Origin of the sequence: Kitasatospora sp. NPDC090091 (genome assembly GCF_044747365.1) — a bacterium.
Lineage (GTDB): Bacteria > Actinomycetota > Actinomycetes > Streptomycetales > Streptomycetaceae > Kitasatospora.
The window spans coordinates 168,286-186,458 of sequence record NZ_JBIVDY010000002.1 but is presented as its reverse complement, the minus strand read 5'-3'; the positions used below and the strand labels follow the sequence as shown (position 1 = coordinate 186,458).

Genomic DNA, 18,173 nt, shown 5'->3' with positions numbered 1-18,173 from the left:
ACAGGTGGTCAGCTGTCCGCGCCACCGTCAGCCTTGTCCGAGTCCGCGGACTTCGCGGACTTCCCGGACTCGGCGTCCGGGGCGGAGGTGGTCTGGGTACCCGGCTGGGGCTCCGCCACCGCCACCATCGCCGGGCGGATGATCCGCTCGCCGATCCGGTAACCGGGCTGGAGGATCTGGACACAGGTGTCCTCGGTGACGTCCGAGGAGTAGCTGTGCATCAGCGCCTCGTGCATGGTCGGGTCGAAGGGCTCGCCCTCCTTGCCGAACTGCTGCAGGCCCAGCTTGGCGACGACCGTCTCCAGCGACTCGGCGACGGACTTGAAGCCGCCCGTCACCTCGCCGTGCTCGCGGGCCCGGCCGATGTCGTCCAGGACCGGGATCAGGGACTCCAGGATGTTGGAGACCGCGATCTCGCGCACCGTCATCCGGTCGCGCTCGACGCGCTTGCGGTAGTTCTGGTACTCGGCCTGGAGGCGCTGGAGGTCCCCGGTCCGCTCGGCCAGCTCGCGCTTGGCCGCGGCGACGTCCTCGTCGGAGCCGGAGCCCGCCGCGGCGGCCTCCTCGGCCGCCTTGACCACGGCCTCCTCGGCGGCGGAGTCGTCGCCGGGCTCAGCACCCTGCGGCTTCTCCGTCATGCCGCACCGCCCTTGGGCTTCTCGTCGTCCACGATCTCGGCGTCGACGACGTCGTCGTCCTTGGCGCCCGCGGCGTCGCCGGCCGGCGCGGCACCCGCGGCGTCGGCGTTGGCGTAGAGGGCCTGGCCGAGCTTCTGGGCGGTGGTGGAGACCTTCTCCGAGGCCTCGCGGATCGTCGCGATGTCCTCGCCCTTCAGGGCCTCCTTGAGCTCGCCGATGGCGGTCTCGACCTCGGTCTTGACCTCGGCCGGCAGCTTGTCGGCGTTGTCGGCGATGAACTTCTCGGTCGAGTAGACGAGCTGCTCGGCCTGGTTGCGGGTCTCGACCGACTCGCGGCGCTTGTGGTCCTCCTCCGCGTACTGCTCGGCCTCGCGCATCATGCGCTCGATGTCGTCCTTCGGCAGCGCGGAGCCGCCGGTGACGGTCATCTTCTGCTCCTTGCCGGTGCCGAGGTCCTTCGCGCCGACGTGCATGATGCCGTTGGCGTCGATGTCGAAGGTGACCTCGATCTGGGGCAGGCCGCGGGGGGCCGGCGGCAGGCCGGTCAGCTCGAACATGCCGAGCTTCTTGTTGTACGCGGCGATCTCGCGCTCGCCCTGGTAGACCTGGATCTGCACGGACGGCTGGTTGTCCTCGGCCGTGGTGAAGATCTCGGAGCGCTTGGTCGGGATCGTGGTGTTGCGCTCGATCAGCTTGGTCATGATGCCGCCCTTGGTCTCGATGCCGAGGGACAGCGGGGTGACGTCGAGCAGCAGGACGTCCTTGACCTCGCCCTTGAGGACACCGGCCTGGAGCGAGGCGCCGATGGCGACGACCTCGTCCGGGTTGACGCCCTTGTTGGCCTCCTTGCCGCCGGTCAGCTCGCGGACCAGTTCGGCGACGGCCGGCATGCGGGTCGAGCCACCGACCAGGACGACGTGGTCGATCTCGGAGAGCGAGATGCCGGCGTCCTTGATCACGTTGTGGAACGGGACCTTGCAGCGCTCCAGCAGGTCGGAGGTGAGCTGCTGGAACTGGGCGCGGGTGAGCTTCTCGTCCAGGTGCAGCGGGCCCTCGGCGGAGGCCGTGATGTAGGGCAGGTTGATCGAGGTCTCGGAGGACGAGGACAGCTCGATCTTGGCCTTCTCGGCGGCCTCGCGCAGACGCTGGAGGGCCATCTTGTCCTTCGACAGGTCGACGCCGTGGCCGGCCTGGAAGACCTTCACCAGGTGGTCGACGACCTTCTGGTCCCAGTCGTCACCACCGAGGTGGTTGTCACCGTTGGTGGCCTTCACCTCGACGACCCCGTCGCCGATCTCCAGCAGGGAGACGTCGAAGGTGCCGCCGCCGAGGTCGAAGACCAGGATGGTCTGGTCGTCCTTGTCCAGGCCGTAGGCCAGGGCGGCCGCGGTCGGCTCGTTGACGATGCGCAGGACGTTGAGGCCCGCGATCTCACCGGCCTCCTTGGTGGCCTGGCGCTCCGAGTCGGAGAAGTACGCCGGGACGGTGATGACGGCGTCGGTGACGGTCTCGCCCAGGTAGGACTCCGCGTCGCGCTTCAGCTTCTGCAGGATGAAGGCGCTGATCTGCTGCGGGTTGAAGTCCTTGCCGTCCAGGTTGATCTTCCACCCGGTGCCCATGTGGCGCTTGACCGAGCGGATCGTCCGGTCGACGTTGGTGACGGCCTGGCGCTTGGCCACCTCACCGACGAGGACCTCGCCGTTCTTGGCGAAGGCCACGACGGACGGCGTGGTCCGCGCACCCTCGGCGTTCGTGATGACGGTGGGCTCGCCACCCTCAAGGACGCTGACGACCGAGTTCGTCGTACCGAGGTCGATGCCGACCGCGCGTGCCATCGTAGATACCTCCACGGAAGAGTTGAGCTTTACAGGCTCAAGGATGCACGACTCCCCCGGGAGCGTCAACAGCGTTGAGTCCGGCGCGCTCAACTTTGCTGAGCTCTGGCGTCGGGTCGGGTGCGGATCGGACACTGGAGGCGCGCCGGACGGGCGCGCACGGGCCGATTCGAAGTGCCGAGGGTGGACTTACGTGACTGCCGCCATACCTTGAGCATCTTCAGGAGAAGAGTTGACAAACGGTAATGTCCCGCCCGTCGGCCCTGTAAGTTACCGACGAGTACACTGACCCCGGAGAGACTGCACCCCTAGGAAAGCCGCAGGAGACGGAGAGCCGATGCAGCTAGCAGCGATCGTCATCTCGCTGGTCACGTTTGTGATCGGCACCGCGCTCGCCGCCCGTGCGGCGATGTACATCTTCAAGGTGGTGCGGACCGGCCAGTCCGATCCCACCCGGTTCGGACAGCCCGTCCAGCGCGTGAAGACCGTGGCCGTCGAGTTCGTCGGCCACACCCGCATGAACAAGTGGGGCGTCGTCGGCGTCGCGCACTGGTTCGTCGCGGTCGGCTTCTTCAGCCTGGTGCTGACCATCGTCAACGCCTTCGGCCAGCTGTTCGACGCCGAGTTCGCGCTGCCGATCATCGGCCACTGGATGCTCTGGCAGCTCTTCGTCGAGCTCCTCGGCACCCTGACCACCCTGGGCATCCTGACCCTGATGGTGGTCCGGCTGCTCAGCCTGCCGTCGAAGTCCGGCCGCAAGTCGCGCTTCGCCGGCTCGATCGCCTGGCAGGCCTTCTACGTCGAGTACACGATCCTCGGCATCGGCCTCTGCATCACCATGCTGCGCGCCCTGGAGGGCGCCCTCGCCGGCGTCGACTCCTACGGGCCGGAGCACCTGGTCTCGTACCCGATCGTGTCCGCGCTGAGCGGGCTGTCGCACGGGACGCTGGAGAACCTGGTCTACCTCTTCGCGATGCTGAAGATCTGCATCTCCTTCGCGTGGGCGACCACCATCGGCCTCAACCCCTCGATGGGTGTGGCCTGGCACCGCTTCCTCGGCTTCTTCAACATCTACTTCAAGCGCGAGGAGGACGGCGGCACCGCGCTCGGCGCCCTGCGCCCGATGACCAGCGGCGGCCGGCCGATCGACTTCGAGGACCCGGCCGACGACGCCGTCTTCGGTGTCTCCCAGGTCGAGCACTTCTCCTGGAAGGGCATCCTCGACTTCTCCACCTGCACCGAGTGCGGCCGCTGCCAGTCGCAGTGCCCCGCCTGGAACACCGGCAAGCCGCTCTCGCCCAAGCTGCTCATCATGAGCCTGCGCGAGCACGCCTTCGGCAAGGCGCCGTACCTGCTGGCCGGCGGCGGCAAGGACATGGAGGGCGAGGAGCGGGCCACCGCCGAGCAGCTCAAGGACGTCCCCGCGGCCGCCCTGGCCGAGGCCGAGCGCCCGCTGATCGGCACCGCCGAGGAGAACGGCGTCATCGACCCCGACGTCCTCTGGTCCTGCACCACCTGCGGCGCCTGCGTCGAGCAGTGCCCGGTGGACATCGAGCACATCGACCACATCGTCGACATGCGCCGCTACCAGGTGATGATCGAGTCCTCGTTCCCGACCGAGGCCGGGACGATGCTCAAGAACCTGGAGAACAAGGGCAACCCGTGGGGCATGGCCACCAAGGCCCGCCTGGACTGGGTCAAGGAGCTCAAGAAGGAGACCGGCATCGAGGTGCCGGTGATCGGCGAGGACATCGACCCCGCCGAGGTCGAGTACCTCTACTGGGTCGGCTGCGCCGGCGCCCTGGAGGACCGCGCCAAGAAGACCACCAAGGCCTTCGCGGAGCTGCTGCACACCGCCGGCGTGCAGTTCGCGATCCTCGGCAAGGAGGAGTCCTGCACCGGTGACTCCGCCCGCCGCCTGGGCAACGAGTTCCTCTTCCAGATGCTCGGCGCGCAGAACGTCGAGACGCTGAACGCGGCGCTGGAGGACGCGCCCAAGAAGCGGATCGTCGCCACCTGCCCGCACTGCTTCAACACCATCGCCAACGAGTACCCGCAGCTGGGCGGCCACTTCGAGGTCATCCACCACACCCAGCTGCTGCAGCACCTGATCGACGAGGGCAAGCTCGTCCCGGTCAACCCGGTCGAGGGCCTGATCACCTACCACGACCCCTGCTACCTGGGCCGCCACAACAAGGTCTACAGCCCGCCGCGCGAGATCATGGACAAGGTCCCGGGTCTGCGCCAGCAGGAGATGCACCGCCACAAGGAGCGCGGCTTCTGCTGCGGCGCCGGCGGCGCGCGGATGTGGATGGAGGAGCGCATCGGCAAGCGGATCAACACCGAGCGCGTGGACGAGGCGCTGTCCCTCAACCCGGACATCGTCTCCACCGCCTGCCCGTTCTGCCTGGTGATGCTCTCCGACTCGGTCAACGGCAAGAAGAACGAGGGTGCGGCCAAGGAGCACCTGAAGGTCGTCGACGTGGCCCAGCTGCTGCTCGACTCGGTCAAGGCGACCCCGCCCGCCGCGGCGGAGCAGCCGGAGACCGTGGACGCGTAACGTCCCTGTTCGACAGTTCTGCTACAACTGCCCGGCCCGGTGGACGCCGCGAGAGCGCCCGCCGGGCCGGGCTTTTGGGCCCGCGGCGGCGCCCGCGGCGCACGCCCGCGGAGGGCGGGACTCGTGAGGGGCTGGTGCCAATGGCACGGCCGCCTGACCGCGCCCGCGTTGGAAGGAAATACAGTAGGCGCCTGACCGGCCCTGTGCCGGTCGCCCCGTTCCGGCCCACCGGACGGGTGTCCTGACCACTGACGGAGGTATCGGCCCGCCGGGCCGGGCCGCAGAGACCACAAGGGGAACAGCGCAGACCATGACCGAGGCGATCATGCTGGTCGGTGGTAAGGGCACGCGACTGCGCCCGCTCACCACCCACACCCCCAAGCCCATGCTGCCGGTGGCAGGCGTTCCGTTCATCGCGCACCAGCTGGCCCGCGCGGCCGCGGCCGGGGTCACCCGCGTGGTGCTCGCCACCTCCTACCTCGCCGAGGTCTTCGAGGACCACTTCCAGGACGGCACCCCGTACGGGATCGAGCTGGTCTACCTCACCGAGCGCGAGCCGCTCGGCACCGGCGGCGCCATCCGCAACGCCGCCTCCGGGCTCACCTGCGGCCCCGACGAGCCGGTCCTGGTCTTCAACGGCGACATCCTCTCCGGCGTCGACATCGCCGCCCTGCGCGACGGCCACGTGGCCGCCGGGGCCGACGTCACGCTGCACCTCACCCGGGTCGAGGACCCGCGCGCCTTCGGGCTCGTCCCCACCGACGGGAACGGGCGGGTGCTGGAGTTCCTGGAGAAGCCGGAGACGCCGGAGCAGATCGTCACCGACCAGATCAACGCCGGCTGCTACGTCTTCACCCGCTCCGTGATCGACCGCATCCCGGCCGGCCGGGAGGTCTCCGTCGAGCGCGAGACCTTCCCCGAGCTGCTGGCCACCGGCGCGCTGCTGCGCGGCGTGGTGGACACCTCGTACTGGCTGGACCTCGGCACCCCGGCGGCCTTCGTCCGCGGCTCGGCCGACCTGGTGCTCGGCAAGGTGGACTCCCCGGCGGTCCCCGGCCCGACCGGTGACGCCCTGCTGCTGCCCGGCTCGACCGTCCACCCGGGCTCGGTGCTCAGCGGCGGCACGGTGATCTCCGAGGGCGCGGTCGTCGAGGCCGGTGCGATCGTCGAGGGCAGCGTGATCCTGCCCGGCGCGGTGATCGGCCCGGACACCCTGGTCAAGGACTCGATCGTGGGCGCCTACGCCACCATCGGCGACCGGACCGCGCTGGACGGCGCGGTCATCGGCGACGGCGCGATCGTCGAGGCGGACAACGAGCTGCCGAGCGGCATCCGGATCGCCTGCGGCACGCTGCTGCCGGTCGGCGCCGTCCGCACCTCGGCCGGTCCGGGCGGCTGCCCGGCGGGCACCTCGGCGGCTGCGGCGGTGCACGGCCCGAAGGTCTCCGCGCAGCGCTGAGTCCGGGCGGGGCCGGAGGTCCGTCCGCGGGGACGGCACCGGCGACGGGCCCGCGGTGGCAGTGGGGGCCGTGGCGGCCGTCACCGCCGTCACCGCCGTCACAGGCTCGCTGCAAAGCTGCCCCGGCCCCGTTCCCGGCCGACGCGGAGTCAGCCGGACGGGTACCTTCGGAACGTGGCTGGTAATCGATACGACAGCGGTCAGGGCGCCGATCCCCATGGCGGGTGGTCGGCCCCTCCGCCCTCGGCGGGTGCACCCGGTGGGTACGGGCAGACGGACGGGCCGGAGTACTTCACCGCCCCGCACCGGGGTGCTCCCGGATCCGCGCCCGGCTCTGCTCCCGGCTCTGTTCCCGGTGGCCCGGCCGGGGGGCACGACCCGTACGCCGCCGACCGGCCCGGCCACACCCGGGCCTTCCCGGTCGGCAGCGACCCGTACGCGGGCGAGCCGCCGTACCCGTACCCCGACCAGGGGTACCCGCCGCAGTACGGCGAGGAGTACGGGGCCGGGTACGGCGGGGAGCACGGGCCGGGGTACGGACCGGACCAGGGCCAAGGCCAGGGCGGCTACGGCCAGGAGCAGGGCTACGGCCAGGACAACGTCGCCGTCTACCGCGCCGGCGGGCAGTCCGCCCCGCACGCCACCGGACCGCGCCCGACCTGGCGCGAGCTGCTGGCCGGCATCTTCCGCAGCCCCGCCGCGACCTTCGACCGCACCCGCGACCACCAGGTCTGGCTGCCCGCGCTGACCGTCTCGCTGATCTACGGCGCACTCGCCGTGCTCGGCCTCGGCATGACCCGCGACGACGTCTTCAACTCGACCTTCGCCGTCGCGCTGACCTCGATGCTGGCCGCCGCGATCGGCTTCACCCTGGCCGGCGCCACGCTCGGCGCGGTCACCTACACGCTGGCCCGCCAGTTCGGCGGGGACGGCCCGTGGAAGTCGACGGTCGGCCTGGCCGTGCTGATCGGCTGGACGACGGACGTGCCCCGGCTGCTGCTGGCCCTGGTGCTGCCCTCCGACAACGTCGTCGTCCAGGCGGTCGGCTGGGCCAGCTGGCTGCTCTGCGCCGTCCTGCTGACCACGATGGTCCGCCGGGTGCACGACCTGCCCTGGGGCAAGGCGGCCGGCGCGGCCGCCCTGCAGCTCGCGGCGCTGCTGGTGCTGATCAAGCTGCCGACGCTGGGCTGAGCCCGCACCCGGCCACCACCGGGGGTCCGGGGGAGAATGGTCGACGGGCCCCGCCTGCGGGGCCCGTTCCGCTTCCGCCCACCCTCACCCGCACGGAGCCAGGCATGACCCTCCCCACCACCCACGTCAGCTTCCCGGCCGGGGCGGTGACCGGCGAGTCCCCGGTGCTCGCGGTGCACCCGCTGGACGGCGGCCGGTTCGCGGTCGTCACCGCGGCGACCCCGTTCCACCCGCTTGACCACACCTGGCCCGACCAGCCGGCCGACCTCGGCACCCTCACCGTCGACGGCACCGAGCTGGCCGTGGTGGACTGCCTGACCGGTGCCGTCGGCCCGGACGGCGGCGCCCCGCTGGTCGGCGCCGACATCCCGGTCCGCCGCGGCGACGAGGAGTGGTCCTGGCTGGTCCTGCACGTCCTCGCCACCGACCCCGGCGACATCGCCGGGCGCACCGCCGTGCTGTCCGTCGACGCCGAGCGCCGGGGCGCCCTGTCCGCCTCGCACAGCGGCTGCCACCTGCTGGCCCTGGCCCTGAACGAGGCCCTCGCCCCGCGCTGGCGCAAGGACCCGGGCCGCGCCGACGCCTTCGGCCACCCGGACTTCGACAGCCTCGCCATGGCGAGCTCGGTGATGGACACCGAGGCGAGCACCGACACCTACCGGCTCGGCAAGTCGCTGAAGAAGAAGGGCTTCACGGTGGACGCCACCGAGGAGTTCCCGGCCCTCGCCGACGCGCTGCCCGCCCTCACCGAGGCCGTGAACGGCCGGCTGGCCGCCTGGGTCGCCGCCGACGCCCCGGTCCGCATCGACGTCCCCGGCCCGGAGCTCACCGCCCGCCGACAGTGGCACTGCGAGCTGCCGGAGGGCGCGGCGCAGATCTTCTGCGGCGGCACCCACCTGCACCACCTCGGCGAGCTCGCCGAGCTCCGCACCGAGCTGCGGCTCTCCGAGGACGGCAGCGAGCTGGTCGCCGTCACCCGGCCCAAGCGGGCCTGAGGCCCCGCGGCCGCCGGGGCCCCACACGGGCCCGGCGCGCTCCGGACGCGGCTGCGGGCGGCCGCCCCTCACGACGGAGGGGCGGCCGCCCGCTGTGCGTGCGCTCTGCCGCGGCCGGGCCCGGGGCCCGACCCGCTCAGATCCGGGTGCGGTGGAAGTTCAGGTAGGAGCGGGACGGCGTCGGGCCGCGCTGGCCCTGGTAGCGCGAGCCGTACCGCTCCGATCCGTACGGGTGCTCCGACGGCGAGGAGAGCCGGAACAGGCAGAGCTGCCCGATCTTCATCCCCGGGTACAGCTTGATCGGCAGCGTCGCGACGTTCGACAGCTCCAGCGTGACGTGGCCGCTGAAGCCCGGGTCGATGAAGCCGGCCGTGGAGTGCGTCAGCAGGCCGAGCCGGCCGAGGCTGGACTTGCCCTCCAGCCGCGAGGCGACGTCCTCGGGCAGCGTGATGACCTCGTAGGTCGAGGCCAGCACGAACTCGCCCGGGTGCAGGATGAAGGCGTCGTCGCCCTCCGGCTCGACCAGCCGGGTGAGGTCCGGCTGCTCCTCGGAGGGGTCGATGTGCGGGTAGCGGTGGTTCTCGAAGACCCGGAAGAAGCGGTCCAGTCGCACATCGATACTGGAGGGCTGGACCATCGCGGGGTCGAACGGGTCGATCACGACCCGGCCCTTGTCGATCTCGGCCCGGATGTCCTTGTCAGAGAGCAGCACGCTTCGAGGTTACGTGCACAGCGCGGCCCCGGACGAATCGCCCGGGGCCGCGCCCGTCACCACTGCACTGCCACCGCCCCGGTCAGGCCAGGAACTCCGCGGCCTCCAGCCGCATCGCGCGGGCCAGTTGCGGCTCGGACAGTTCCCGCGCGTCGGCCAGCACCGAGCTCCGCAGCCGTCCGCACTGCGGACAGCGGATCAACCGGCCGGGCCCCAGCCGACCGGGTCCGAGGTTCTGCATCGGGAACGTGGTGGTGCTGAACAGGTGCCCCTCGGCACAACGAACGACGGCGCGCTGCTCCATCGGTCCCCTTCCCATCCTTACCCCAGTACTCACCCGTACTCTTCGCGCCCCGAACGGGGGAGGCCCCTCGGGACAGCGTCACATTAGGGGATGTTCCGGACATTCCACACCGCGGCTCGCCGCCCCGCACCCCACCCGCCGGAGCGCTCTCACGCGGGCCACACAGTACGCCTCCCGCCCCGCTCCGGGCGGCTCCGCCACGGCCCCCCGCCACCTGTGCAACCGGTGTCACGGATGGGGTACAGTGAGAACGGATCGAGCGGTCTCTGACGGCTCATCAGGCGGGCGTAGTTTAATGGTAGAACATGAGCTTCCCAAGCTTAGAGCGCGAGTTCGATTCTCGTCGCCCGCTCCGTACGGCAGAAGCCGCAGGTCACTGACCTGCGGCTTCTGCTTTTGCCGGGGGTGGTGCAGGCCCTGGCGGGTGGTCGGGCGGGCCGGTGGCCGGGATCACAGCGGGCGGCCGGGGCGGCTTCGCCGTCGGCCTTATGGGGGAGTCGGCCGCCGGGTACGGTTTGGCCCATGGATGTTTCCGGAGCAAGCGTCGCCGACCAGGACGGGCTGACGGCGGCCATCAAGGCCAGTGCGCGTGAACTGCTCGTGAAACTGGGGGCCGGGGGGCTTTCCCTCGACGGCGTCGCCAGAGCGGGCGGGTACGCCGCCGCCGAGGTGTCGGCCGTCTTCCCGGAGCGGGACGATCTGCTGACCGCGCTGATCATCGACGCCTACAACGAGTCGGCCGCCGCGATGGAGCGGGCCGACCAGGAGGCCCGGGAGGCGGGCGCGTCGTCGGGTGCGCGGTTCCTCGCGGTCACCCGGGCGCTGCGCGAGTGGTCCTTCGCGAACACCGGTGAGTTCACGCTGATCTACGGCTCGCCCGTGCCGGGGTACCACGCGCCGCAGGACACCGTCCCGGCCGCCGCGCGGACCCCCGCGGTGATGGCCGGCATCGTGCGCTCGGCGCTGGAGGCCGGCGAGCTCACGCCGCCGCGCCGCCCGCTGCCCGGGCCGTCGCTGCTGCTGCCGGAGGCCGTCGAGCTCTTCGGGGGCGCGCCCGGGGCTCCGTTTGCGGACGTCATCGAGCGCGGCATCGTGCTGTGGAGCAACCTCATCGGGCTCCTGGTGTTCCAGGTCTTCAGCCGCACCCACGACAGCGTCCGGGACGAACCGGCGTTCTTCGACTTCGCCATCGCCGTGGCGGCCGAGAGCATCGGGCTCGACGTGCCGCTGGGCGACCACAACGACTAGACCGTCCGTCGGCCGCGGGTGCGGCAGTGGCGGGGAATCAGGCCGTGAATACCACTAGAACCCTCTGTTTCGTCATCGCGGCGCTCTCCTCCTATGCCGCGCTCGCCTACCGGTTGGGCCAGGTCCGGCGCAGCTGGCGGGACGCCGGCTACCGCGTCCTGGTGATCACGCTGCTGCTGCAGTGCCTCACCTTCACGATGGGTGCCGTCGCCATGGGGGGCGGGAGCTTCCTCGGCGTCGGCAACCTCGCGATCCTGCTGATGCACCTGTCGGCGGTCGCCTACTGCGTCTGCGCGCAGATCATCCTGCTGGGGTGGGCGGCGACGGTCGCCGAGGAGGCGGCCCGGAAGACCCGCTACTGGGTGATCACCGGCATCGCCCTCAACGTGCTGCTGGTGGTGCTCTTCCTGGTCGCCGACGGCACCCGGCGGCCGGCCACGGACTTCAACACCGGCAGCGGCCAGCCGCTGGTGCTGACCTACCTCCTGGTGTTCATCGTCTCCCAGGCGGTTCCGTGCGTCACCATCTTCCTGCAGTGCGGCCCGTACGCCCGGATGACCGACAACGCCTCGTTGCGGCAGGCCCTGCAGACGCTCTCCGTCGCCACGGTGATCCTGTTTCTCTACTGCACGGCGCGGACGGTCAACATCCTCACCGCGGCGGCGGGGGTGGACATCGGCGTCTGGCAGCTCGCCTCCAACGTCTTCAGCGCGCTGGGCATCGTCACCCTCTCGCTCGGCCTGACCATCACCTCGTGGGGGGCGTCGGCCGCCAAGCTGCTGGAGTGGGCGCGGAGTTACCGGTCATACCGTACGCTCTACCCGCTCTGGCGGGACCTCTACGAGTCCTCGCCGGACATCGCGCTGGAGCCGCCGCGGCCGAACGCCTCGGTCTCCGACCTCAACTACCGGCTGCACCGGCGGGTGGTCGAAATCCGCGACGGCTGGCGGGAGTTGCGGCCCTACATCGACCGCGCCGCCGACGGCCCCGACCGGGCCGGCGCGGGCACGACCGAGGAGGCCCGGCAGGCCCTCGCCGAGGCGGCCCAGATCCGCCAGGCGCTGCGGGCGAAGAGCACCGGCACCATCCCCGCCGACAACAAGGACGCGGGCGACTTCGAGGACCGGGACACCGTCGGTTTCACCGCGGAAGTGGCCTGGCTCACCCAGGTCGCATCCGCCTACAGTAGACTCCGCACCGCGGACCGATAGAGCTCCCGCCCGGCCTGAACCCCCGTCAGACCGGGCGGGTTTCTTCTTTGTTGCCCCCGTTTCGACGACTCCCCGCGTCCCCCCCGCGGGTCGCCGCCTTCCCCCCGACCGGCTTCCCCGTCCCCCGGTTCCCCCCTGGTGGATCGGCCGCTCGTCATGTCCGGCCCGGCGAGGACGTCTCCCCCGCCGGGCCGCGCCTGGTCCGGCCCGTCCCCCGAGGGTCGGACCAGGTGGCAGGCTGCAGCCAACTCGGCCACCCCCGTGAGCAAAGTTAACTGGCAGCTATCTGCGAGGTCCACGTTGGCGGAGTCTCGGCTGATTGTCAACTAGCGGCTAATCTGCGAAACTGACGGATAGCTGAGAGCAATACTGGGAGGTGACGGGGGGAGAATCGCAATGTCCGAGACCGACGACCGGCCCGTGTTGGCGGTGCGTCTGGACGACCTCTTCAGAACGGTCCGGCCCAAGGGCCGGCACTGGACCAACGCCGAGGTGGCGGAGGAGCTGAAGCGGGTCAGCCCCGAACTCAAGGTCGGGGGTGTCTATCTGTCGCAGCTTCGGACGGGCAAGCGCTCCAACCCCTCACCGGACCTCCTGGCCGCCCTGGCGAAGTTCTTCGGGGTCTCGGTCGCGTACTTCTTCGACGAGCAGGTCGCCGAGTCGGTGCTCAGCCAGGTCGCCGCCATCGAGGCGCTGCGGCAGGCCGGGGTCCGCGCGGTGGCGATGCGGGCCGCCGGGATGAAGAAGGAGAACCTCCAGGCCATCACGGCCATCATGGACCAGTACCGGCAGCTGCAGGGTCTGCCGCCCGTCGACGACGCCACCAATCCGGAGTGAGGGCCGGCAGGAAGGCCTCGGGGGCGGGTCAGGACCGCCACAGCCAGCTCAAGCGGCTCCGGAAGGCGGGCGCCAAGAAGATCGCCGAGCTCGGCCTCCCCGAGGTGGCCGACGTGGCCGAACTCTGCCACTACCTCGGGGAGATCCGGGAACGCCCGATCACGCTGGTCCCGATGCACATGCCGGCCTCGCACCCGTGCGGCATGTGGGTCGCCGCACGCGACGAAGACCTCATCTTCTACGACGCCAACACGACCAGCACGCATCAGGAGCACATCATCTTGCACGAGCTGGGTCACATCATCTGCTGCCACCGCGGGGCGGGTTGGCTGGACGAGGCGACCGCCCGCCTCCTCTTCCCCAACCTCGACCCCGACCTCGTGCGGGACATGCTCCTGCGCGCCACCTACGACGACGTCCAGGAGCAGGAGGCGGAGATCATCGCCTATCTGCTCTCCCAGCGGGTGGGCGGTGCCGGGGGACCGAGCAGCGCCGCCCCGGCCGACGGGGGCGGGGCGAGCGCGGTGCTCAGCCGGATGGAGCGCACGCTGATCTGAACCCGCCCCGGGCGGACGTCACCCGAGCCCGAACCCGTCCGGGCCGGCGCGGACCCGGCCCGGGCGGCGCCGGTCAGACGTGGACGGCCGCCACCTCCTCGGCGAGGATCGCCACCGCGCGCCGGATGTCGTCCTCGCGGTGCTCGCAGGTGACGAAGAACCGCAGCCTGGAGAGCCCCTCCTCCACGGCGGGGTGGAAGATCGGATCGGCGATGAGGCCCCGGGCGAAGAGCCGGTCCGCGACGTGCAGGGTGTGCGCCGAGTCGCCCAGGATGCACGGCACGATCGGGGTGTGCGCGCTGGAGCCTGTCGCCAGGCCGGCCGCGCCGGCCAGCCCGAGGAACAGCTCGGAGTTGCGCCGCAGGGCGCCGACCCGGTGGGGCTCCGCGGTGATCAGTTCGGTGGCGGCCAGGGCTGCGGCCGCGTTGGCCGGGGTGAGGCCCACGCTGTAGACGAAGCCCGGCAGCGTGTGCCGCAGCCACCGGACCATCCGGGCCGAGCCGCCGAGGTAGCCGCCGCAGCTGGCGAAGGCCTTGGAGAGCGTGCCCATCCAGAGGTCCACGTCGGCCCGGTCGACGCCGAAGAACTCGCCCACGCCGCGGCCGCCTGCGCCCACCGTCCCGATGCTGTGCGCCTCGTCGACCAGCAGCAGTGCGCCGTACCGCTTCTTCAGCTCGATCACGGCGGGCAGGTCCACGAGGTCGCCGTCCATGCTGTAGGCGCCCTCGACGGCGATCAGGACCCGCCGGAACCGCGAGCGGTTGAGCCGGAGCATGTGCTCCAGCTGCCCCGTGTCGTTGTGCGCGAACGGGCGCCGCGCGGCCCCGGAGAGCGTGCAGCCCTGGAGGATGCTGTCGTGGGCGAGCGCGTCGTGGATGACGAGGTCGCCCGGTCCGACGAGGTGCCCGATCGCGGTGACGTTGGTGGCGTGGCCGCTGACCAGCGTCAGGCAGTCCTGGACGCCGAGGAAGTCGGCCAGCGCCCGCTCCAGCCGGACGGTCAGGTCCCGTTCGCCGGAGAGCACCCGGCTGGCCGAGACCGAGGTGCCGTACCGCTCCACCGCCTCGTGCACGGCCCGGTTGACCGCCGGGTGGCCGGACAGGCCCAGGTAGTTGTAGCTGCCGAAGGACAGGTACGGCCGGCCGCCGATCACGGTGGTGTCGCGGATGTTGCCCTGGTGGACGCGGAAGTACGGCCACTCCGCGCCGCTCGCGGTGATCGCACCCAGGCGTTCCTCGAACTGCCGCACCTCGGGGAAGTCGTCGACGCTCGCCGTTCCCGGTGACCAGGCCGGCTGCTGCGCCGGCGACCAGGCCGGCGGTTCCGGCCGCCGGGGCTGGGGCACGCGCATCAGCCGCGGCCGAGGCTCGGGCAGCGGCTCGCCCACGGCCGCCGGCAGGTCGGGGTACGGCCGGGCCGGGTGGGGCACGGCCGGGTGCGGTACGGCCTTGTCCGACACGGGCGGCTGCACACCGTCCGAGTGCGGGCCGTCCAGGTGCGGGCCGACCAGGGCGGACAGGCCCTCGACGGTGACGCCGGGCTCGTAGAGCTCCTCGCTGCGGAAGCCCGGGACGCGCTTGCCGATGTTGACCTCCAGCTCCTGGAGCATCAGGGAGTCGAAGCCGAGATCGGTCACCAGCGTCATCCGCCCGTCCAGGTCGGAGAGCGGGAAGACGCCGGTCCGCGACACCTCCTCCAGCACGATGGCCACGGCGGTGGCGTCGGCGGCACGCACCGGGCTACCGGCCGCCGCGGCGTCGGCCTCGGCCGCCGGCTCCGCCACGTCGCGCCCGGCCTCCGCCACCACCCAGTGGTGGCGCGGGGCGAGCGGGCTCGGCGGCAGGGTGCTCGGGGGTCTGCGCTCCATCAGCGGACGCAGCCCGGGGCCGGCGACCGCCTGCTCGGCGAGCCCGGCCAGCGCCGCCGTCCGGGCCCCGGCCGGGAGCGAGCCCGGCGCCGGGACGGCCGCCTCGGCCGGCTCGCCGTCCGCGACCGTGCCGGCCAGCTGCCCGGGCCCGAACTCCCCGCTCCGGCCCGCCGCGACGGCCTCGGCCGCCGCGACCAGCTTGGCGGCGGCGTCCTCGGTGTCCTGCACCACCACGGCCAGCCGCTCCGCGAGCGGCGTGCGGCGGGCCAGGGTGTCCGCCACCGCGGCCAGCGGCGGCCGGTCGGCGGTCAGGGTGTCCGCCAGCTCGCGGGCGTAGCGGGCCAGCCCGGCCCGGTCGCGGCCGCTGAGCACCAGCAGCTGCGGCTCGTGGTCCGGCTCCGCGGGGGCCGGGGCGGTGGCGCACTCCTCCACCACCAGGTGCACGCCGGTGCCGCCGAAGCCGAAGGCGCTCACGCCCGCCCGGCGCGGCCCGTCGGTCGCGGGCCAACTGCTCGGGGCGGTCGCGACGCTCAGGCCCGCGGCGTCCAGCGCGGAGCGGTCGGCCAGGCCGAACTCCGGCTGCGGCGGGACCACTCCGCGGTGCACCGCCAGCACGGTCTTGATCAGCCCGGCGATTCCGGCCGCGTTGAGCGAGTGACCGAGCACGGCCTTGACCGCGCCCAGGTAGGCGGGTGCGCCGGCGTCGCCGCGCAGTTCGCGCAGGACGCCGATCTCGACCGGGTCGCCGACCGAGGTGCCGGTGCCGTGCGCCTCCAGGTAGTCCACCGAGCCGGGGGCGAGGCCGGCGTCGCGGTAGGCCCGGCGCAGCGCCCGGAGCTGGCCGGCGGCCTGCGGGTGCAGACCGCCCTGCACGGTGCCGTCGTTGGCCGTGCCGACCCCGCGGATCACCGCGTAGACCCGGTCCCCGGCCGCCAGCGCGTCGGCCAGCGGCCGCAGCACCAGGACCCCGGCGCCCTCGCCGAGCACGAAGCCGTCGGCCTCGGCGCCGAACGGAAGGCACTGCCCGCTGCGCGAGACGGCGCCGATCCGGCAGAGCCCGATCAGGAGGTCGGGGGTGAGCATCAGCTGGGCGCCGCCCGCGAGGGCGATCCGGCTGCGGCCCGCGCGCAGCGCGTACACCGCGTTGGCCACGGCCATCAGCCCGCCGGAGCAGGCGGAGTCCAGCGCGTAGCTCTCGCCGTGCAGGTCGAAGACCGAACTAACGGTGTTCGGGCCCATGTTGAGCAGCAGCCCGGCCACCGAGGAGCCGTGCAGGCCGTCGACGGCGCGGACCGCCTCGTGGAGTCCGGGGTCGGTCGCCCGCGCCCCGAACTCGCCGCCGGCCAGCTGGCGCATCCGGATCCGCATCGCGCTGATGTCGCGGTAGCCGCTCTCGGTGAGCGAGGTGATCACCGAGGTCTCCTCGCGGTCGAAGCCCTCGGCCTCCCACCCCGCGTCCTGGAGAGCCTCGCGGGCGAGGTCGATCAGCAGCCGGTGCTGCGGGTCCATCGACCGGGCGCGGCGCGGCGGGATGCCGTAGTGCGCCGCGTCGAAGTGGCCCACGTCCGGCAGCAGCGCCATCCGGTCGGTGTAGGCCGACGACGCGTCACGGAAGTTGTCGCTGAGGAAGGCGCCGGCGCGCCACCGGCTGTCCGGGACGGTGGAGAACTGCGCCTGCGGGGCGGTGAGCAACCGCCAGTACTGGTTCAGGTTCCGCGCGCCGGGGAACCGGCAGGCCATCCCGACGATCGCGACGTCGTCCCGCCGTGCCGGCGCGGCGCCAGCCCCCTCGTTCGCTGTCGCGCTGCTCATCGGGCGCCGGCCAGACGCTCTCGCCACCACGCCACGGTCGCTTCGACCTGCTCGGCGACGGGGGTGGCCCGGACCGCGAACTCGGCCTGGTAGGCGGTGGAGTCGACGACGAAGGGCGCGTCGAACTGGTAGCGGATCTCCTTGAGTTCGCGCAGCAGCGGGGAGACGAGCCCGGCGAGGCCGAGGACGGCCGGCGGCAGCCGGCGGACGGCCACCGGTCCGGTGCCCGCCTCGGCGGCGAGGCGGTCGACCATCTCCCGGTTGGAGAGCGGGGGTTCGGTCGGGACGTGCCAGGCTCGGCCCCAGGCCCGCTCCTCGCCCGCGATCTCGACCAGGGCGGCGGCGACGTCGGGGAGGTAGGTCCAGCTGTGCGGGGCGTCCGGATCCCCGAGCGTGGAGACCGGCTTGCCGTTCAGCAGCCGGGGCACGACCCGTGCGGCCAGGTGGCCGCCGTCGGTCACACCGGGTCCGAAGAAGTCGGAGGCGCGAAGCTCGACCGCCTTGATCCGGCCCTGTTCGTGCAGGCTGAGCGCCTGCTCCCAGGCGGCGGTGCGCACCCGGCCCTTGGTGCCGGTGGCCGCGAGCGGCAGCTGCTCGGTGATCGGACCGGCCACCGGGCCGTAGCCGTAGAGGTTGCCGAGCATGACCAGGACGGCCCCGGTCCGCTCGGCCGCCGTGCAAAGGGAGGCGGCCAGCGGCGGCCACTCGTCCGCCCAGCGGTGGTAGGGCGGCGCGGCGCAGCTGTGGATGGCGGTCGCGCCCTGAGCGGCCGCGACCAGCCGCTCGGTGTCGGTCGCGTCCACCGCGACGTGTTCGATTCCGGGCTCGGGGCTGCGGCCCGACCTGGTGACGACCCGTACCGAATGACCCTGTTCGGCCAGCAGCCGAGCGGTGGCCGCTCCGGCGGGCCCGAATCCAATGACGACATGAAGGCTCACGCCCGCACA

General features: G+C 72.2%; 14 protein-coding genes and 1 tRNA gene. 9 read left to right on the top strand and 6 right to left on the bottom strand.

Translation table 11 applies throughout. The features are described from left to right. Positions 1–8: 8 nt before the first annotated feature. Both grpE and dnaK read right to left on the bottom strand, forming a co-directional pair. Positions 9–638, bottom strand: coding sequence for a nucleotide exchange factor GrpE (gene grpE / locus ACIPSC_RS03795; RefSeq protein WP_400822711.1), 630 nt, complete (start codon positions 636–638; stop codon positions 9–11). Next, positions 635–2,473 (bottom strand): molecular chaperone DnaK, encoded by a 1,839-nt coding sequence (gene dnaK, locus ACIPSC_RS03790; RefSeq protein WP_400822709.1) that lies wholly within the window; start codon positions 2,471–2,473, stop codon positions 635–637. Before dnaK ends, grpE begins: the two co-directional genes overlap by 4 nt. Positions 2,474–2,810: 337 nt before the next feature. Here dnaK and ACIPSC_RS03785 point away from each other — a divergent pair, with 337 nt between their 5' ends. The 4 genes from ACIPSC_RS03785 to ACIPSC_RS03770 all read left to right on the top strand — a co-directional run bounded on the left by ACIPSC_RS03785 (position 2,811) and on the right by ACIPSC_RS03770 (position 8,678). Then, positions 2,811–5,033, top strand: a complete 2,223-nt coding sequence (locus ACIPSC_RS03785; protein ID WP_400822707.1) for a (Fe-S)-binding protein — start codon at positions 2,811–2,813, stop codon at positions 5,031–5,033. A gap of 310 nt (positions 5,034–5,343) precedes the next feature. Continuing rightward, positions 5,344–6,492 carry a sugar phosphate nucleotidyltransferase gene (locus ACIPSC_RS03780; RefSeq protein ID WP_395295237.1) on the top strand — a complete coding sequence of 383 codons (1,149 nt, stop codon included), beginning with the start codon at positions 5,344–5,346 and terminating at the stop codon, positions 6,490–6,492. 174 nt (positions 6,493–6,666) lie between these two features. Then, a complete protein-coding gene (locus ACIPSC_RS03775; protein WP_400822706.1) occupies positions 6,667–7,683 on the top strand; it encodes a Yip1 family protein in 1,017 nt (338 codons plus the stop codon). A gap of 104 nt (positions 7,684–7,787) precedes the next feature. Next, a complete protein-coding gene (locus ACIPSC_RS03770) occupies positions 7,788–8,678 on the top strand; it encodes a metal-dependent hydrolase (protein WP_400822705.1) in 891 nt (296 codons plus the stop codon). Between the two features lie 136 nt (positions 8,679–8,814). On the opposite strand, the gene dcd is transcribed toward ACIPSC_RS03770, so the two are convergent. Both dcd and ACIPSC_RS03760 read right to left on the bottom strand, forming a co-directional pair. Continuing rightward, on the bottom strand, positions 8,815–9,390 hold the full coding sequence (dcd, locus tag ACIPSC_RS03765) for a dCTP deaminase (RefSeq protein WP_400822703.1): 576 nt from the start codon (positions 9,388–9,390) through the stop codon (positions 8,815–8,817). A gap of 82 nt (positions 9,391–9,472) precedes the next feature. After that, entirely contained in the window at positions 9,473–9,694 is a 222-nt protein-coding gene (locus ACIPSC_RS03760; RefSeq protein WP_238860297.1) for a hypothetical protein, read from the bottom strand. 281 nt (positions 9,695–9,975) lie between these two features. Between ACIPSC_RS03760 and ACIPSC_RS03755 the strand changes: the two genes are divergently transcribed. From ACIPSC_RS03755 to ACIPSC_RS03735, 5 genes are all read left to right on the top strand, one after another. Further along, positions 9,976–10,046, top strand: a tRNA-Gly gene (locus ACIPSC_RS03755). A 170-nt stretch (positions 10,047–10,216) separates the two neighbouring features. Next, positions 10,217–10,942 (top strand): WHG domain-containing protein, encoded by a 726-nt coding sequence (locus ACIPSC_RS03750; RefSeq protein WP_400822702.1) that lies wholly within the window; start codon positions 10,217–10,219, stop codon positions 10,940–10,942. A gap of 44 nt (positions 10,943–10,986) precedes the next feature. Then, positions 10,987–12,153, top strand: a complete 1,167-nt coding sequence (locus tag ACIPSC_RS03745) for an MAB_1171c family putative transporter (RefSeq protein WP_400822701.1) — start codon at positions 10,987–10,989, stop codon at positions 12,151–12,153. 396 nt (positions 12,154–12,549) lie between these two features. Beyond that, a complete protein-coding gene (locus ACIPSC_RS03740) occupies positions 12,550–12,990 on the top strand; it encodes a helix-turn-helix domain-containing protein (protein ID WP_400822699.1) in 441 nt (146 codons plus the stop codon). Then, complete coding sequence (locus ACIPSC_RS03735; RefSeq protein WP_400822698.1) at positions 12,987–13,547, top strand: toxin; 561 nt, start codon at positions 12,987–12,989, stop codon at positions 13,545–13,547. Before ACIPSC_RS03740 ends, ACIPSC_RS03735 begins: the two co-directional genes overlap by 4 nt. A 73-nt stretch (positions 13,548–13,620) precedes the next feature. Here the strand turns inward: ACIPSC_RS03735 and ACIPSC_RS03730 are convergent, their stop codons facing one another. Both ACIPSC_RS03730 and ACIPSC_RS03725 read right to left on the bottom strand, forming a co-directional pair. Continuing rightward, on the bottom strand, positions 13,621–17,226 hold the full coding sequence (locus ACIPSC_RS03730) for an aminotransferase class I/II-fold pyridoxal phosphate-dependent enzyme (RefSeq protein WP_400822696.1): 3,606 nt from the start codon (positions 17,224–17,226) through the stop codon (positions 13,621–13,623). Further along, entirely contained in the window at positions 17,223–18,164 is a 942-nt protein-coding gene (locus ACIPSC_RS03725) for an NAD-dependent epimerase/dehydratase family protein (protein ID WP_400822695.1), read from the bottom strand. The genes ACIPSC_RS03730 and ACIPSC_RS03725 overlap by 4 nt, the downstream gene beginning before the upstream one ends. Positions 18,165–18,173 lie beyond the last annotated feature (9 nt).